Raw genomic sequence first — 17,321 nt, 5'->3', positions numbered from 1 at the left:
GAATACGACATGACCGACCGACCGACCGTCCTCGTCACCGGGGGCGCTGGCTATATTGGCTCGCATGCCTGCCGTGCATTGTCCGCCGCCGGCTATCAGCCCGTCGTTTATGACAATCTCTCGACAGGTCATCGCAGCTTCGTATCGGGCCCGCTGGTGACGGGCGATCTGCTCGACGGCGCGGCCCTGGCGCGCGCCTTCGCCGACCACAAGATCGCGGCGGTGATGCATTTCGCGGCGGCGAGCCTCGTCGGGGAATCCATGACCGACCCGCAGAAATATTACATCAACAACGTCCAGGGCACGCTGTCGCTGCTGCAGGCGATGCGCAACGCGGGCTGCCATCGCATCGTGTTCTCCTCGACCGGCGCCGTCTACGGCAACGCGGATTCCAAGGCGCTGCCGGAAGACTTTCCTTGCGCGCCGATCAATCCTTACGGCGCGTCGAAATTGATGATCGAGCGCATGCTCGCCGACTACCGCACGGCCTACGGCTTCGGCGCGTTCTGCCTGCGCTATTTCAACGCCAGCGGCGCCGATCCGGCCGGCGGCATCGGCGAGCTGCGCGACAACGAAACCCACCTCATCCCCCGCGCGATGATGGCGCTTCAGGGCCATGTCGAGTTCGCGGTGTTCGGCGACGATTACGACACGCCCGACGGCACCGCGATCCGCGACTACATCCACGTCACGGACCTTGCGGCGGCGCATGTGGCGGCCTTGAGGCTTCTGGAGCAAGGCCATGCCGGCGGCAGCTTCAATCTCGGCACCGGCTCCGGCTTTTCCGTGCGCGAGATCCTCGATGCCATCAGGCAGGAGACCGGGCGCGAGGTGCCACACACGATCAAGCCGCGCCGCGCCGGCGATCCCACCTTTCTGGTCGCCGATCCCTCTGCTGCAAGAAAGGTGCTGAACTTCGTGCCGCGTCACTCCGACCTGCCGACGATCGTCCGCACGGCCTGGGCCTGGCACCAGAAGGCGCATCCGTTCAGGCCACGTTAGGCAGCATATTGCTCCTTGCCGGTGGGCACCTTCAACCGCTAAAGAGAATGAAGAGACTATGACAGCCGCGCCGGCCTCTTTTCCGGCCGTCGCTTGCTTGTGGTATGGCCCCGATGGGCCGGCATACGGCCTCCGAGAGACGCCGTTCTTCAAAACTTCACGACCACGACCGAGTGCGCGCATCGGCCTGGTTTCAGGCGCGACAAGGAGCACCGAGCGAATGCATCAGGCCGCAAGCCTGCAATTCGAGCGCGTGGTGAACGAGTTCGCCCGCTGGCTCGCCGTGCCCGAGGACGAGCGCTCGCCGGCGCCGGCCTGGTGGTGGGGACCCGCGATCGCGGTGCTCGACGTGCGCCAGCCGATGCCCGGTGCGTGGTCGCATGCGCTCGGCCTCGAAGACGGATCGACCTTTGCAGAGGGCGCGTGTCTGCTCCTCGCTCTGTTCGAGGATCAGACCTCGGTGTCTTGGCCGGAGGATTTTCCGCGCAAGGCAGACACCAAGGATGACGAGATTCGCAAGCTGCAGCCGCAGCCGTCAGACGACAGTGCGTTTCAGCCGTGAGGCCGCAGCTTCCGTGACTGCAGCGTCCTGCTCCGGCTGCAGCGGCGGCGCGACGGGCAGCGCCATGGGCCGCAGCAGCTCGCCCATCTGCCGCGCCGGCAGCGGCTTGGAGATCAGGAAGCCCTGCATCTCGTCGCAGCCATGGGCGCGCAGGAATGCCTCCTGCTCGGCGTTCTCGACGCCTTCGGCGACGACGGTCATGCCGAGGGCCTTGCCCATGCTGATGATCGCCTGCGCGATGGCCTGATCCTCCGAATCCTGCGGCAGATCGCGCACGAAGGAGCGGTCGATCTTGATGGTGTCGATCGGGAAGTGCTTCATCAGCGACATCGACGAATAGCCGGTGCCGAAATCGTCGATGGCGAGACGGATGCCGCGGCTCTGGATGGAGTCGAGCACCTTCAGCGCGCGGCCGACATTGCGCATCATCATGCTCTCGGTGACCTCGAGCTGGAGCAGCACGGGCGACATGCCGGAGGCCGCCAGCGCCTCGTCGACGTCCTGCAACAAATGCTCGTCGGCAAACTGCCGCGGCGACAGGTTGACCGCCATCGACAGCGGCAGCAGGCCGCGGCGCTGCCAGGCCATGGCCTGCGCGCAGGCCTCTTTCAGCACCCAGCGGCCGATCGGCACGATCAGCCCGGTTTCCTCCGCGAGCGGAATGAACTGTGCCGGCGAGACGTTGCCGAGATCGGGATGCGTCCAGCGCAGCAGCGCCTCGACGCCCGTGATCTGCCCCGTCGCCATGTCCACCTTGGGCTGGTAGTTGAGCGAGAACTGCTCGCGCTCCAGCGCGCGGCGCAGCGCGCTCTCCAGCGACAGCCGCTCGATCGACTGCGTCTTCACCTCGTTGGAGAAGAAGCGATAGCCGTTCTTGCCGTCCTCCTTGGCGAGGTACATCGCCATGTCGGCGTTCTTGGTCAGCGTCTGGGCGTCGGAGCCGTTGGCCGGATACATCGCGATGCCGATCGAGGCGGTGGAATGGCACTCGTGGCCGGCCAGCTGCATGGGCTCGGCGAGCGCGGCGAGCAGCCCGGTGGCGATGCGCTGGACGTCCTCGATCTCGCCGCACTGGTCGAGGATCACCACGAACTCGTCGCCGCCGAGGCGCGCGACCACGTCGCTCGCTCGCAGAGCGCCGCGCAGGCGGTTCGCCACCTCGAGCAGGAGCAGGTCGCCGGCCTCGTGACCCAGCGAATCGTTGATGACCTTGAAGCGGTCGAGGTCGATGAACAGCACCGCAAAGCGGTGATCGTGGCGTTGCGCCGCATCGATCGCCTCGCGCAGCAGGGCGTTGAAGGTCTCGCGGTTCGGCAGGTCGGTCAGGCTGTCGTGCGAGGCGAGGTATTCGATGCGCTCGTCGGCCTTGTTCTTCTCGTCGGCGCGATCGAAGTTCTCCATCGCGAAAGCGACGTTGTCGGCGAGGCGCTGCAACAGCTCGACGAATTCGGGCGTGAAGGTCGCCGGTTCGGTCGACATGTAGATCATGACGCCAACCGCCTGGTCGTGCACGATGAGCGGAAACGCGGCGCCCGACCGCGCGCCGTCCCCGCGCACGATGGGGTGGAAGACACGGACGCGGTCGTCGTTGAGATAATCGTTGCTGATGCAGGGCTGGCGCGTGCGGAACGCCGTGCCGCTCATGCCGCGCCCTTCCGGCCGATCCGGATCGATGGAGAGACGGACATTGCGCGTGGTGCCGGCGGAGGGACCTGCGGCGGCGACGATCTCGAGCTGGTCCGTGCCGGATCTGGCTAGGGCAATCGTGGTCGAGGTGAACTTGGCGCCGTTCGATGCCGCAAGGCAGACGAGGTCGAACAGCTCGGCGCGCGACTTCGCGCGCATGATCGCCTCGTTGGTCGCACTCAGCGCCGCGAACATGCGCGTCAGGCGCTCCTTCTGCGCTTCGGTGCGGGCCTTCTCCTCGGCGCGTTCGAAATTGTCGAGTGCGAAGGAGACGTTCTCCGCGAGGCGTCCGAGCAGCTCGACCAGATCGGGCGTGAACGTATTCTCTTCCGGTGCGAGGAAAAGCAGAATGCCGACCGGTTCCCGTCCCGCTCTGAGAAGCGGGAAGCTCGCCGCAGCCCGCGTTCCATCCTCGATGGCCTTTGCGCGCCAATATGCGGAGCGCGGCTCGTTCAGATAATCGTTCATCACACTGGGTCGGCACGTCCGCAGCGAAGTGCCGATGATGCCCTGGCCTTCGGGATGATCGGCGGAAATGATGCAGGTGCGCCCGGTCATACGCTCCTGCAGGCGTCCCTTGACGGCAACGACGCGGACGAGCTCCCGTGCGTCGTCGATGATGCCGATCGTCGCCGAGGCGAACAGGTCGCCGAGCACGGCCGCCTGGCAGGCCGCCTCGAACAACTCCTCGCGCGTCTTGGCGCGCATGATGGCTTCGTTGGTCGCGCTCAGCGCCTCGAACATTCCGCTCAGACGATTGCGCTGCTTGTCCGCCCGCGCCTTCTCGTCGGCGCGGTCGAAACTTTCGAGCGCGAAGGCGACGTTGGCCTGAAGCTTGCGCAGTAGCTCGACAAGCTCCGGGGTGAAGGTGCCGCGCTCCGGGGAGTTGAACAGAAAGACGCCCTCGACCCGGTCGCCGTTGAACAGCGGCAAGGCCGCGGAGGACGCGATGCCGTTGCGGCGGTCACTGGCCTGCCACGGCGCAATGCGCTCGTCGGCGAGCACGTCGTTGCTGACGGCGGGCTGGCGCGTGCGAAACGCGGTGCCGGTCAAGCCGCGCCCTTCGGGCACCTGGTCGGAGGTCGAGAACGTGAAGTTGCGAACCTGATCCGCATTCGGCCCGTAGCAGGCGACGACGCGCAGCAGCCCGGTCTGATGGTCGACCAGCGCGACGGTGGCCGAGGTGAACTTTGCTCCCGTTGCGGTCGCCTCGCAGACGAGGTCGAACAGCTCAGCCCGCGACCGTGCCCGCAGGATCGCCTCGTTGGTGGCGCTGAGCGCCGCATACATGCGCGCCAGGCACTCTTCTTCGGCGGAGATCCGGGCTTTCTCGGCCTCGCGGCCGAAATTCTCGATCGCGAAGGAGACGTTCTCGGCCATGCGCAGCAGCAGCGCGACGATCTCCTCGTCCTTGGCCCAGGACCGGCTGATAAAGAACAGCAGCACGCCGACGCTCTCGCCGTGCCTGATCAACGGCGCGACCACGCACGCGGCGACGCCGGTGTTGACGTTGGCCTGCTCCCACGGCGTGCCCCTTGTGCGGCTGGCGAGATCGTCCTCGACGATGGCTTTCTGCGTCCGGAACACCTCGCCCGAGATACCCTTGCCGTAAGGATTGTCCGGATCGACCGAATAGCGCGCCTGGGTGACGAGATCGAGGTTCTGCCCGGTGGCGGCGACAGGCTTCATCCAGTGCGAGTCCGGCTCGCGAAGCAGCACGATGGTCGCCAGCGACTTGCCGCTGTGGACCGAAGCGTCGCACACGAGCTGGTATAGCTCCCGCTCGGTCTTGGCGCGCAGGATGGCCTCGTTGGTGGCGCTGATGGCGCCGAACATGCGGTTGAGCCGCCGCGTCGCCCGCTCGCTGGTCTGCCGCGCGGTCTCACGGGCGAAATTGTCCAGCGCGTAGGAAACGTTCGCCGACATGCGCTCGAACAGTGACACCATCTGCTCGTTCAGCGAGTTGGCCTCGCTCCGCGTCACATACAATACGCCGACGCTCTTGCCATTGCAGAGCAGCGGCAGCGCCGCGGCCGCACCGATATGCGCCTTGGCGGCGCCTTCGCGCCACGCCAGCGAGCGCGGATCGTTCAGATAGTCGTTGCTGACGCACAGCTTCTGATCGCGAAACGCCTCGCCGCCGACGCCGGATCCCTCTGGCGTGCCGGCTTCCGTCGTGATCACGATCGAGCGGAGCCGCGCAATGTCATCGCCACAACCGGCCGCGTAGCGCAGCCTTCGGCCGTCCGGCTCGACCAGGAAAACGGCAACGGCCAGAAAATCCCCGCTCGAGAACCCGGCGTCGCAGACCTTCTGGTACAGCTCCTCCGGCGATCTCGCGTACAGGATCGCTTCATTGATGGCGCTCAACGCCGCAAAGGTGCGCGCGAGTGTCGTCGGCACGATCTCAGCTCCCGGGCATTTCTGCCTATTTATCCCGGGGCCTTTATGCGCGGCGATCGCCTAAGTGGTCGTTATTGCGCGGCGCAAACCGTCGATCAAAGTGAACGAGCTGCGAACGAGCGCGACAAAACTGACCGGAATACCGCTGCGAGGTCGAACCGCCCACGAATGGCATGTTCCGTCTACCAGTTTGCAGCCTGTGATGATTTACGGGAGGTTGATATCGCGGTGCCGTAGCACCTCCTTCAAAACGGCAGCGCCACGCTGGTCTTGATCTCCTTCAGCACCACGTTGCTACGGACGTAACGGATGCCGGGGATGCGGAACATGAACTCGTCGAGGAAGCGGTTGTAGGCCGCGATGTCCTGGACGACGACGCGGAGGTGATAATCGGCGTCCCCGGTGGTCGCAAAACACTCCAGCACCTCGCGGCGTTTGGTGACCCTCGCCACGAATTCATCGACGAACTTTGCATCGTGCCGCTCCAGCGAGACGTGGAGGATGGCGGACATCGCAAAGCCTGCCCGTTCGCGCGCGACCAGCGCCGCATAGCCCTGGATGACGCCGCTCTCCTCCAGCGCCCGCACCCGCCGCCAGCAGGCCGAGGTGGACATGCCCACCCCGTCGGCGAGTTGCTGGTTGGTGGCGCGGCCATCTCGCTGGAGATGGGCAAGAATGCGGGTGTCCTGCTCTTCGATCATGGGAGGCTCCAGTTCGAGCAGATCTACCAGATTCGACGTCTGCATGCAAAATTCTACCGAATTTCTATAGCAGCAGGGATAAATAGGTAAGACCTACCAGCGGCCCAGGCATAACCTTCCATCACTGGGCAGGATGCCGCGCGAGGTCCGCCATGGACGCCATTCCGTCACTCGACACGTACGAGCTCTCCGATCGCTACGAGCGCGAGGAGGGCCGCGTCTTCCTCACGGGCACGCAGGCCATCGTCCGCATCGCGCTCGACCAGGCGCGACGAGACCGTGCGGCCGGGCTCAACACCGCCGGCTTCATCTCCGGCTATCGCGGCTCGCCGCTCGGTGGCATCGATCTCGAGCTCTGGCGCATCCAGCAGCGGCTCAAGCAGGACCGCATCGAATTCCTCCCCGCCGTGAACGAGGACCTCGCGGCAACCGCTGTGCTCGGCTCGCAGCAGGTCGAGACGCAAGGCGACCGCGAGGTCGATGGCGTATTCGGGCTCTGGTACGGCAAGGGCCCGGGCGTCGATCGTTCCGGCGATGCGCTCAAGCACGGCAATGCCTATGGCTCCTCGCCGCATGGCGGCGTGCTGGTGGTCGCCGGCGACGACCATGGCTGCGTCTCCTCCTCGATGCCGCACCAGTCCGACGTCGCCTTCATGAGCTGGTTCATGCCGACGCTGCACCCCTCGGACGTCGGCGAATATCTGGCGTTCGGCGAATATGGCTACGCGCTGAGCCGCTTCTCCGGGATGTGGGTCGGCTTCAAGGCGATCTCCGAGATCGTGGAATCAGGCGCATCCGTCGCGCTGCGCCCGCCGCGCGTGTTCCGCACGAGCGACTTCACGCCGCCGCCCGGCGGCCTGCACTATCGTTGGCCCGATTTGCCGGGCCCGCAGATCGAGGAACGGCTGGAAGCCAAGAAGCACGCCGTCTACGCCTTCGCCAAGGCCAATCCGATCGACCGCCACATCTACGATATCCCCAGCGCCACCTACGGCATCGTCACCACCGGCAAGGCGCATCTCGACCTGATGGAAGCGCTGCGGCTGATGGGCCTCGATGAAGCGGCCTGTCGCCGCATCGGCATCGACGTCTACAAGGTCGGCATGGTCTGGCCGCTGGCGCTGCACGACGCGATGGAGTTCGTGAAGGGCAAGCGCGAGATCCTGGTGGTCGAGGAGAAGCGCGGCATCATCGAGAGCCAGTTCAAGGAATATTTTTACGATTATCCCGGCAGCAAGCCCGAGCGCATGGTCGGCAAGCACGACGAAACCGGCGCACGGCTGATCTCCTGGATCGGCGAATTGTCGCCTCGCGCGCTCGCGAACGTGCTCGCGCGCCGGCTCGATCCGATGTTTCCGGGTCTCAATCTCGCCGCGCGCGCGGCCGCCCTGATGCCGGAGGCCGCGCGCACGATCAATGTCAGCGGCGCGACCCGCACGCCCTATTTCTGCTCGGGATGTCCGCACAACACCTCGACCAAAGTGCCGGAAGGATCGAAGGCGCTCGCCGGCATCGGCTGTCACTTCATGGCAAGCTGGATGGACCGCGAGACTTCCTCACTGATCCAAATGGGCGGCGAGGGCGTGAACTGGGCTGCTTCATCGCGATTCACCGGCCGCAAGCACGTGTTCCAGAATCTCGGCGAAGGCACCTACTACCATTCCGGCTCGATGGCGATCCGGCAGGCGATCGCGGCCAAGGCCAACATCACCTACAAGATCCTGTTCAACGACGCGGTCGCCATGACCGGCGGCCAGCCGGTCGACGGGCCCGTCAGCGTCCATGCCATCGCCCAGAGCGTCCGCGCCGAGGGTGTCGAGCGCATCGCCCTGGTGTCGGACGATCCCGCGCAATTCAGGCCGGCCGACCTGCCATCCGGCGTGACCATCCATCCGCGTGAGGAGATGGATGCCGTGCAGCGCGAGCTGCGCGAGGTTCCCGACGTCTCGGTGCTGATCTACCAGCAGACCTGCGCCACCGAGAAGCGGCGCCGGCGCAAGCGCGGGCAGATGGCCGATCCCAAGCGCTTCGCTTACATCAACGACCTCGTCTGCGAAGGCTGCGGCGACTGCTCGGTCGAATCCAACTGCCTCAGCGTCGAGCCGAAGGAGACGCCGTTCGGCCGCAAGCGGCAGATCAATCTGTCGTCCTGCAACAAGGATTTTTCCTGCCTCAACGGCTTCTGCCCGAGCTTTGTCACGATCGAAGGCGCGACGCGGCGGAAGAAGAGCGCGAGCCGAATCGATGCGGCCGGCCGCGCCGCCACGCTACCCCTGCCCGCCCCCGCAACGCTCGAGCGGCCCTACGATCTCTTGGTGACCGGCGTCGGCGGCACCGGCGTGATCACCGTCGGCGCGCTGATCGGCATGGCCGCGCATCTGGAACGCCGCGGCGTTTCGGTGCTCGACTTCACCGGCTTTGCGCAGAAATTCGGGCCTGTGCTGAGCTACATTCGCCTGGCCGCGAGCCCCGAGGCGCTGCACCAGGTTCGCGTCGACCAGGGCGCGGCCGATGCGCTGATCGGCTGCGACCTCGTCGTCAGCTCCTCGCCCAAGGCATCAGGCACATATCGCCGCGGCACCCGTGCCGCCGTCAACACCGCGGAAATGCCGACCGGCGACGTGGTCCGCTTCCGCGATGCCGATCTCGCTGCATCAAGCCGCCTGCGCGCGATCGGTCAGGTCATCGGCGAGCACAATCTCGACACGGTCAATGCCAATGCGCTGGCCGAGCGCCTGCTCGGCGATGCCGTCTACGCCAACATCATCATGCTGGGTTTTGCCTGGCAGCGCGGTCTCGTCCCTGTCTCGTTGCAGGCGCTGCTCCGCGCGATCGAGCTCAACGGCGTCGCGGTCGAACGCAACAAGCAGGCCTTTGCCTGGGGCCAGATCGCCGCGGCCGATCCGGATTTTCTGCCGACCTCGGACAAGGCACCTGAAGCCGAGACGCTCGACCAGCTCATTGCCCGGCGCGCCGAGTTCCTCACGGCCTATCAGAACGACGCCTACGCGGCGCGCTACCGGGCGATGGTCGGAAAGGTCCGCAATGCCGAGGCCAAGCTGAACAGTGAGGCGCTGACCGAGGCGGTCGCTCGCGGCCTGTTCAAGCTGATGGCCTACAAGGACGAGTACGAGGTGGCGCGGCTGCACATGCGAAGCGGCTTTCTCGACGAGCTGAAGCGTGAATTCGAGGACGGCTTCAGCATCCAGTACCACCTCGCCCCGCCGTTCCTGAAGTCGCGGCGCGATGCACGGGGACGTCCGCGCAAACGCGCCTTCGGCCAGTGGATTCAGGTGCCTCTGGCCATGCTCGCGTGCTTGAAAGCACTGCGTGGCACGCCGTTCGATCCGTTCGGCTACACCGCGGAACGGCGCGCCGAGCGTGAACTGATCGCCTGGTATGAAGGCCTGATCGAGCGGATGCTGGGCGAGCTCGATGCGGCGCATCTGCCAAATCTCGTGGCGATCGCCAAAGGCCCGATGGATATCCGCGGCTATGGCCCGGTGAAGGACATCGCGGTTGTGAAGGTGAAGGCCGACGTCGAGCGGCTACTCGCCGAACTGGACACGCCAACGCCGGCAAGGATGCTCGCCACCGGTTGACGCGGCGCCGCGGACGCTTCAGCCTCTGCTCCTTAAGGGGCGCTCTGATGGCCTCCTGCAATCGGGTGATGCATCATGGATTTCGACCAGTTGACACTGACCGAGGCCGCGGCCGGCCTCGCCGCCGGGACATTCACGAGCACCGCACTCACCCGGGAAGCCCTGGCCCGCGCCAAGGCCAACGCCGAACTCAATGCCTTTGTCACCCTGGACGAAGCTGGCGCCTTGAAGGCCGCGGCCGCGTTCGACGCGGCAGGCGACAAGACAAAGCCGCTCGGCGGCGTACCTATCGTGATCAAGGACAATATCGAGGTCGCGGGACTGCCCTGCAGCGCCGGCACACCGGCGCTGAAGGATTACATTCCGAAGGCCGACGCGCCTGTCGTGACAAAGCTGCGCGATGCCGGAGCGGTCATCATCGGCAAGACCAGCATGCACGAGCTCGCCTTCGGTATCTCCGGCTACAACACCGCGTTCAAGACCGGCGCCGAGTATGGCGTGCGCAACGCCTATGATCGCACATTGATCGCCGGCGGCTCCTCGTCAGGCACGGGCGCGGCGATCGGCGCGCGGATCGTCGCCGGCGGGCTCGGCACGGACACCGGCGGATCGGTGCGGGTGCCTGCCGCCCTGAACGGATGCGCCTCGCTGCGCCCGACCGTCGGTCGCTACCCGCAAGACGGCATCGCGCCGATCTCGCACACCCGCGATACCGCAGGCCCGATGGCTGCGACCATGGCAGATGTCGCGCTGCTCGACCGCGTCATCGCCGGTGGCGATGCGCTTGCGCCGGCGGATCTGACTCAGGTCCGAGTCGGCCTCGCGAGATCGATGCTGGCCAATCTCGATGCCGACACCGAGGCCGCGTTCCAGGAAGCCGTCGCGAAAATGAAGGTGCAAGGCGTCACGGTCGTCGAGATCGAGATGTCGCAACTGGCAGAGCTCGACGCCCAGGTCAGCTTTCCCGTCGCGCTGTACGAGGCCTATGACGATCTGGTCGCCTATCTCAGGCACACCGGCACCGGCCTCTCCATCGCGGCACTAGCGGAGCAGATCGCCAGCGCCGATGTGAAGGGCACCTATGACGGCTTGGTGATCCCGCGCAAGCTGCCTGGTCCCGACGGCACCCTGGTCGACGCCAAGCCGATCTACGACGCCGCGATCGAGATTGCGCACCCCGCGCTGCAGGCGCTGTACGCCAGGAGCTTTGCCGACAACCGGCTCGATGCGATCGCCTTCCCGACCACGCCGCGCGTTGCCATCCCCTCCAATCCGGAGTCCAGCAGCCTCGAGAATTTCGGCCTGTTCATTCAGAACACGGACCCCGGCAGCAATGCCGGGATTCCCGGCATCCAGATCCCGATCGCGCTCGGTGCCAGCAGCAGATTGCCGATCGGGCTTGAGCTCGATGGCCCCGCTGGTAGCGATCGCCGCCTGCTCGCGATCGGCATGGCGCTCGAGGCTGCGTTCGGGCGCTTGCCGCCACCGGCTCGCTGACGGACTCCCGCCGGAAATGATCGAAGGTGGCGCCTCGTTCGTTCGGCCGGCCGGACAAGGCGAGGGGAGGTCCGATCCCGTTCATCGTGGTATTTCGATGGGGGTGGGCGTACCTTCCTTATCGCTGTCGAATACGATCAGGACGCGCAGTCCGGCGGAAGTCGCGCCCAACGGCAGTAGTCCCTCCGGCTTTCGCTTTGGATCGAACGGGAGTTCCTTCAATAGCCGTACGGTCTCGGACGCTCCGTCCCAAGAATATATTGCGTAGGCTCCCGGCCCGTCCGCACCAGGACCGGCCAGGATGAGGATGCGATCGCCGAACGCGGCGAGATCGCGTACACCCCTGTTGTCACCGAGCGGAAGTCGGAACAGCCGGTGAGTCGTGCTTTTTCGATCACCGAACAGCGCGTCTATCTCTACCGACAGGACGACGGCGCGATTGTCGTTCAAGACGGGCCCCCGGAATCCCGCGAGCAACGTCCGATCGTCCTTGATCGCCACGCCCTCGATGGTCAAGCCGTTCTTCTCCAGCCTGATATCCATGAACTCGAGAAGCGCAGGTTCGGCCGCGATGACCTCTCGCAATTGCCCCGTACGCTCGATGCCCGATGCATTGCCATCTGCCCCCGTCGTGCGGAACCGAACGATCTGGCTGCTTGCGGCAATCCTCGCTCGAATCTTATCGGCATCTTTCTTGGGGTCGAGCTTGTGGTCCTTGTCCCGCGGATGGCCATGCGAGCCGATGACGTAATACTGCCGTTTGGAGAAGGCGACGCCCTCGCCATCAAGTTCGAGCGCCTTGCCATTGAACGTGTTGTCGATCAACTTCACGGGGCTGCCGGCGACGAGCTTGCCGTCGGTCAATTCGATGAATTGAGCGCCTTGGAGATTGTCGTCGATAACGAGGCACGAACGGGGAAACCCATCAGCGGTCGTGCAGGCGATGCCGCTGACATCCTTCGACGTGCCTCCGTCCTTGCCGATCAGCTTGTTCTTGACCGGCCACGCATCGTCGGCCGCAGCAGGAGAAGGCTGCACGCCACTCGCCATCACGAGGCCGAGTAGCAAAGTCGCAATCCATCCTGTTCTGGCAATGGTCATCGAAGCCTCCCTAGAGCGGCAGTCGGGCCAGACCAAGCCATCCAGCTCCATCACAGGGATGATGCCGCCGATCCCTTGCGAAGCTCACGCAAGCGAACGTTGACCGGCTTGCCGCCCGTCGATCCGTCAAACATGGAAGAGCAACAGATGGAAGAGGAGAAGCTAGAAAGCTGGCCCGGACGAAACGTCGTATCAAAAAAGGATCGAACCGATTGCCTCGGTCCCAAATACATCATTCATATCTCAGGTTGTATTGTTGCAGATAACTCGGTGATGTCAACACGCTTCCTGCCGCACGTGGAGCCCGCCTGTGAAAGGTCTCATGAATACGGGTTGATCAGCTTCTGCTGCTCGGCGCTGTGGTGCACGAGCAGGTCGATGAAGGTCCTCACCTTCGCCGACAGATGATGACGGTGCGGATAGACCGCGTTCATGGAGAGCTCGACCGTCCGATATTCCGGCAACAGGCGCACGAGGCGGCCGGCTTCGAGATCATCCTGAATGAGGAACCCCGCCATCAGGCAGATCGCGGCGCCCTCCAGCGCGACCTTGCGCAGCGCTTCTCCGCTATTGGTGACGAAGCTGCCGGAGACGCGCACCGAGGCCGGCGTGCCCTTGCGATCGAGGAAGCGCCATTCGTCGCCGAACGGATAGTTCAAGTGCCGACCACAATTGTGCCCGGCGAGTTCGTCGAGCTTTTGCACCCGGCCGTGCTTCTCGATGTAATCGTGGGAGCAACACAGCACGTGGCGCCAGGTGGCAAGGCTCCGCACGATCAGGCTCGAGTCCGGTGGCTGTGTCATGCGCAGGGCAACGTCATAACCTTCCTCGATGAGGTCGACCTCGGCCTCGCCCATGCGCAGATCGATCTTGAGCTCCGGATAGGTCGACAGCAGTTTGGCCGCAATCGGCGCGACGAACGGCACCATGTGCGTGGCGACGTGAATGCGCAGCGTGCCGCGCGGCACCGACTGCAATTCGCTCGCGATGTCGTCGGCCTGTTCGATGTCGGCGAGAATCTGGACGCAGCGGTCGTAATAGGCCTTCCCGATCTCGGTTAGATTGACCTTGCGCGTGGTGCGGTGAAGCAGCCGCACCCCCAGCCGGTCTTCCAACGCCTGCACGTGATTGCTCACCATGGTGGTCGACATGTTGAGCTTGCGGGCTGCTGCGGAGAAGCCGCCGGTCTCGACCACCCGGCTGAACACTTCGAGGCTGGTCAATCGGTCCATGGCTTTCCTTGCACTGGGATGTGCGCCTCAGCAGCAATCGCGCTGGCGTAGCCGCGCGCCTGGGAGACATCACGAGCCAGGGGTGACCGCTCGGATTATCCACCCTGAATGGATAATCCTTCCAGAATCTAGCCGATTATCATCCGCGCCAGCAAGACCGATAGTCTCAGCGAGCCGACAGGAGACTGCAATGTCCGAAATGCCCCGCACCGAGACCTTCCAGCAAGCCACTGAAATCACGCGCGATTACGCCAAGGCGCCGCCCGCTATGCCGGCCCGGCGGAACAGGGTCCGGCGGGCGGCCTTGGTGCTCGCACTGCTCGCAACCACTGCGACCATGGGCTACTACGGACACGACTACTGGGCCAACGGCCGCTACCTCGAATCCACCGACGACGCCTATGTGAAGGCGGACTCCACGATCGTTGCGCCGAAGGTCTCTGGCTACATCGCCAAGGTGCTGGTCGGGGACAATGAGAAGGTTCGGGCGGGCCAGCTGCTGGCCAAGATCGACGACCGCGATTTCAAGGCGGCGCTCGACCAGGCGAAAGCCGACGTCGCTGCCGGCGAAGCCTCGGTCCGCAACATCGACGCCCAGCTCGAACTGCAGCAGCCGATCATCGAACAGAGCACCGCCGACGTCGCAGCTGCAGAAGCCAATCTGAAATTCGCGCAGGAGGAGCGCGCCCGCTACGACGACCTCATGAAGTCGGGCTCCGGCACGATCCAGCGCGCGCAGCAGACCGACGCGGCGCTGCGCGCCAGCAGCGCACAATTGCAGCATGCCAAGTCCGGCCTCGTCGCCGCGCAGCGCAAGGTCGACGTGCTCACCACCCAGCGCGCTCAGGCCACCGCCCAGCTCGAACGCGCCCGCGCGGTCGCGCAGCAGGCGGCGCTGAACCTGTCCTATACCGAGATCACCGCGCCGGTGGACGGCACGGTCGGCGCCCGCAGCTTGCGTGTCGGCCAATACGTGCAGGCCGGCACGCAATTGATGGCGGTGGTGCCGCTCAACGCCGTCTACGTCGTCGCCAATTTCAAGGAGACCCAGCTCACGCATGTGCGGCCGGGCCAGCCGGTCGAGTTGCACGTCGACAGCTTCCGCAACACCACCCTGCGCGGCCATGTCGACAGCCTGTCGCCGGCGAGCGGGCTCGAATTCGCACTGCTGCCGCCCGACAACGCCACCGGCAACTTCACCAAGATCGTGCAGCGCGTTCCGGTGAAGATCGTCCTCGACGACCACAGCCTCACCGGCTTGCTGCGGCCCGGCATGTCCGCGGTGCCGACCGTCGACACCAAACAGGCGGTGCTGGCCGAGCGGGAGACGGCCAAGCGTCTCGCCGGCAGTACGTCCCGCGGGAATGGCGGTTGAAACCATGAGCACGCTCCAACCGACGGTCGACGCCGCTGCCGGCCTCCCCGCCCCCGCTGCCCCCCTCGCGCCCGCGGTGTCGACAAAAACCTGGATCGCGGTGATCGGCGCCACGCTCGGCGCCTTCATGGCAGTTCTGAACATCCAGATCGTCAACGCCTCGCTCGCGGACATTCAGGGCGCGATCGGCGCCGGCATCGACGACGGCGGCTGGATCTCGACCTCCTATTTGATCGCCGAGATCGTGGTGATCCCGCTGTCCGGCTGGCTGGCGCAGGTGTTCTCGATCCGCATCTATCTCCTCACCAACGCGATCCTGTTCCTGGTTCTGTCCGCGGCCTGCGCGCTGGCGCAGGATCTGTCGCAGATGATCGTGCTGCGCGCCATCCAGGGCTTCACCGGCGGCGTGCTGATCCCGATGGCCTTCACGCTGATCATCATGCTGCTGCCGCGCGCCAAGCAGCCGGTCGGCCTTGCGCTGTTCGCGCTGTCGGCGACTTTCGCGCCGGCGATCGGCCCGACCATCGGCGGCTATCTCACCGAGAATTTCGGCTGGCAATACATCTTCTACGTCAACCTGGTGCCCGGCGCGATCATGGTCGGCATGCTCTGGTACGCGCTCGAGCCCAAGCCGATGAAGCTGGCGCTGCTTCGCGAGGGCGACTGGGCCGGCATCATCACCATGGCGATCGGCCTGTCCGCGCTCCAGACCGTGCTGGAGGAAGGCAACAAGGACGACTGGTTCGGCTCGCCGTTCATCGTCAAGCTCTCGATCATCGCCGCTGTTGCGCTGACGGCATTCCTGATCATCGAGCTCACGGTGAAGAAGCCGCTGCTCAATCTGCGTCTGCTCGTGCGTCGCAACTTCGGCTTCGGCATGCTCGCGAACTTCCTGCTCGGCATTGCACTCTACGGCTCCGTGTTCATCCTGCCGCAATATCTGTCACGCATCCAGGGCTACAATGCCGAGCAGATCGGCATGGTGCTGGCCTGGACCGGGCTGCCGCAACTCGTGCTGATCCCGCTGGTGCCGCGCCTGATGCAGAAGTTCGATGCGCGGATCATCATCGGCGTCGGCTTCGTTCTGTTCGCAGCATCAAATTTCATGAACATTTACATGACCAACGACTATGCCGCCGACCAGCTGCTGTGGCCCAATGTCGTGCGCGCCATCGGCCAGGCGCTGGTGATGGCGCCGTTGTCGGCGGTGGCGACGGCAGGCATCGAAGCGGAGAATGCGGGCTCGGCCTCCGGCCTGTTCAACATGATGCGCAATCTCGGCGGCGCCGTCGGCATCGCGCTGTTGCAAACCGTGCTGTCCAAGCGCGAGCAATATCACTCCAACGTGCTGATGCAGTCGGTCTCTGTTTTCGAGGAGGCCACGCGCACGCGGCTCGAGCAGCTCACGCAATATTTCGTCAATCACGGCGTTCTCGACCGTGCGGACGCCGCGCATCGCGCCTATGTCGCGATCGGCCATACCGTACAGAAGCAGGCCTTCATCTTCGCCTTCAGCGACACGTTCTACTTGCTCGGCATGGCGCTGATCGTTGCCCTCGTCGCCGTATTCTTTCTGAAGAAGCCCGGCCAAGTCTCGGCCGGCGGAGCCCACTAACCCAACCAAAGAAAAGGAGAACGACCATGAAGCCCCGCATGAACTACTACCAGGCCGCGCCCGATACGATCAAAGCGCTGATGGCGCTTGAGCAGCAGATCCAGTCGACGGGCCTTGAGAAATCGCTGATCGAGCTGGTCAAGATCCGGGCCTCGCAGATCAACGGCTGCGCCTTCTGCATCAACATGCACACCGAGGACGCCCGCAAGCGCGGCGAGACCGAGCAGCGCATCTACCTGCTCAACGCCTGGCGCGAATCCCCGCTCTATTCCGACCGCGAGCGCGCCGCGCTGGCCTGGACCGAAGCGGTGACGCTGATCGCCGAGACGCACGCGCCCGACGAGACTTACGAACAGGTTCGCGCGCAGTTCTCCGAGGAGGAGACGGTGAACCTGACCATGCTGATCGGTGCCATCAATGCCTGGAACAGGATCGCGATCGCGTTCCGCGCCGTGCATCCGGTGAAGGTGAAGGCGTCGGTGGCGTAGGCTACAGCGCCGCCTCGGGCGCAGTATTGTAGGGTGGGCAAAGGCGCACTTGCGCCG

General features: G+C 65.0%; 11 protein-coding genes. 7 read left to right on the top strand and 4 right to left on the bottom strand.

The genetic code is table 11. The annotated features are described in order from the left end of the window. Nucleotides 1–9: 9 nt before the first annotated feature. Entirely contained in the window at nt 10–1,002 is a 993-nt protein-coding gene (gene galE / locus ABIA45_RS31825; protein WP_035997363.1) for a UDP-glucose 4-epimerase GalE, read from the top strand. Nucleotides 1,003–1,222: 220 nt separating this feature from the next. Continuing rightward, entirely contained in the window at nt 1,223–1,564 is a 342-nt protein-coding gene (locus ABIA45_RS31820; protein WP_404654752.1) for a hypothetical protein, read from the top strand. Here ABIA45_RS31820 and ABIA45_RS31815 read toward each other — a convergent pair. Then, entirely contained in the window at nt 1,538–5,653 is a 4,116-nt protein-coding gene (locus tag ABIA45_RS31815) for a GAF domain-containing protein (protein WP_404654751.1), read from the bottom strand. The genes ABIA45_RS31820 and ABIA45_RS31815 overlap by 27 nt on opposite strands. A gap of 245 nt (nt 5,654–5,898) precedes the next feature. Next, nucleotides 5,899–6,354: an Lrp/AsnC family transcriptional regulator gene (locus tag ABIA45_RS31810; protein ID WP_109145613.1), complete on the bottom strand. Its 456-nt coding sequence runs from the start codon at nt 6,352–6,354 to the stop codon at nt 5,899–5,901. 152 nt (nt 6,355–6,506) lie between these two features. Here ABIA45_RS31810 and ABIA45_RS31805 point away from each other — a divergent pair, with 152 nt between their 5' ends. Next, complete coding sequence (locus tag ABIA45_RS31805; protein ID WP_404654750.1) at nt 6,507–9,956, top strand: indolepyruvate ferredoxin oxidoreductase family protein; 3,450 nt, start codon at nt 6,507–6,509, stop codon at nt 9,954–9,956. A 75-nt stretch (nt 9,957–10,031) separates the two neighbouring features. Then, complete coding sequence (gene iaaH / locus ABIA45_RS31800; RefSeq protein ID WP_404654749.1) at nt 10,032–11,453, top strand: indoleacetamide hydrolase; 1,422 nt, start codon at nt 10,032–10,034, stop codon at nt 11,451–11,453. Nucleotides 11,454–11,534: 81 nt separating this feature from the next. On the opposite strand, the gene ABIA45_RS31795 is transcribed toward iaaH, so the two are convergent. Both ABIA45_RS31795 and ABIA45_RS31790 read right to left on the bottom strand, forming a co-directional pair. Continuing rightward, nucleotides 11,535–12,554, bottom strand: coding sequence for a DUF3616 domain-containing protein (locus ABIA45_RS31795; RefSeq protein ID WP_404545665.1), 1,020 nt, complete (start codon nt 12,552–12,554; stop codon nt 11,535–11,537). 320 nt (nt 12,555–12,874) lie between these two features. After that, on the bottom strand, nt 12,875–13,786 hold the full coding sequence (locus ABIA45_RS31790) for a LysR family transcriptional regulator (protein WP_275497738.1): 912 nt from the start codon (nt 13,784–13,786) through the stop codon (nt 12,875–12,877). A gap of 190 nt (nt 13,787–13,976) precedes the next feature. On the opposite strand from ABIA45_RS31790, the gene ABIA45_RS31785 reads away from it, so the two are divergent. Genes ABIA45_RS31785 through ABIA45_RS31775 form a run of 3 tightly spaced genes read left to right on the top strand, consistent with a single transcriptional unit; the run spans nt 13,977 to nt 17,264 of the window. After that, nucleotides 13,977–15,161, top strand: coding sequence for an HlyD family secretion protein (locus tag ABIA45_RS31785; RefSeq protein WP_404654748.1), 1,185 nt, complete (start codon nt 13,977–13,979; stop codon nt 15,159–15,161). A 4-nt stretch (nt 15,162–15,165) separates the two neighbouring features. Continuing rightward, nucleotides 15,166–16,776, top strand: coding sequence for an MDR family MFS transporter (locus tag ABIA45_RS31780; protein WP_404654747.1), 1,611 nt, complete (start codon nt 15,166–15,168; stop codon nt 16,774–16,776). 26 nt (nt 16,777–16,802) lie between these two features. Next, nucleotides 16,803–17,264, top strand: a complete 462-nt coding sequence (locus tag ABIA45_RS31775; RefSeq protein WP_404654746.1) for a carboxymuconolactone decarboxylase family protein — start codon at nt 16,803–16,805, stop codon at nt 17,262–17,264. Nucleotides 17,265–17,321 lie beyond the last annotated feature (57 nt).

The organism is Bradyrhizobium sp. USDA 336, from assembly GCF_044908355.1.
GTDB classification, from domain to species: Bacteria; Pseudomonadota; Alphaproteobacteria; order Rhizobiales; family Xanthobacteraceae; genus Bradyrhizobium; species Bradyrhizobium yuanmingense.
The sequence above is the reverse complement of the archived record's forward strand: the minus strand, read 5'-3'. Positions and strand labels throughout refer to the sequence as shown.

Bases quoted from the DNA above. Each gene is read 5' to 3' on its own strand.
- galE (WP_035997363.1), top strand. From the start codon at position 10: ATGACCGACCGACCGACCGTCCTCGTCACCGGGGGCGCTGGCTATATT.
- ABIA45_RS31820 (WP_404654752.1), top strand. From the start codon at position 1,223: ATGCATCAGGCCGCAAGCCTGCAATTCGAGCGCGTGGTGAACGAGTTC.
- ABIA45_RS31810 (WP_109145613.1), bottom strand. From the start codon at position 6,354: ATGATCGAAGAGCAGGACACCCGCATTCTTGCCCATCTCCAGCGAGAT.
- ABIA45_RS31805 (WP_404654750.1), top strand. From the start codon at position 6,507: ATGGACGCCATTCCGTCACTCGACACGTACGAGCTCTCCGATCGCTAC.
- iaaH (WP_404654749.1), top strand. From the start codon at position 10,032: ATGGATTTCGACCAGTTGACACTGACCGAGGCCGCGGCCGGCCTCGCC.
- ABIA45_RS31795 (WP_404545665.1), bottom strand. From the start codon at position 12,554: ATGACCATTGCCAGAACAGGATGGATTGCGACTTTGCTACTCGGCCTC.
- ABIA45_RS31790 (WP_275497738.1), bottom strand. From the start codon at position 13,786: ATGGACCGATTGACCAGCCTCGAAGTGTTCAGCCGGGTGGTCGAGACC.
- ABIA45_RS31785 (WP_404654748.1), top strand. From the start codon at position 13,977: ATGTCCGAAATGCCCCGCACCGAGACCTTCCAGCAAGCCACTGAAATC.
- ABIA45_RS31780 (WP_404654747.1), top strand. From the start codon at position 15,166: ATGAGCACGCTCCAACCGACGGTCGACGCCGCTGCCGGCCTCCCCGCC.
- ABIA45_RS31775 (WP_404654746.1), top strand. From the start codon at position 16,803: ATGAAGCCCCGCATGAACTACTACCAGGCCGCGCCCGATACGATCAAA.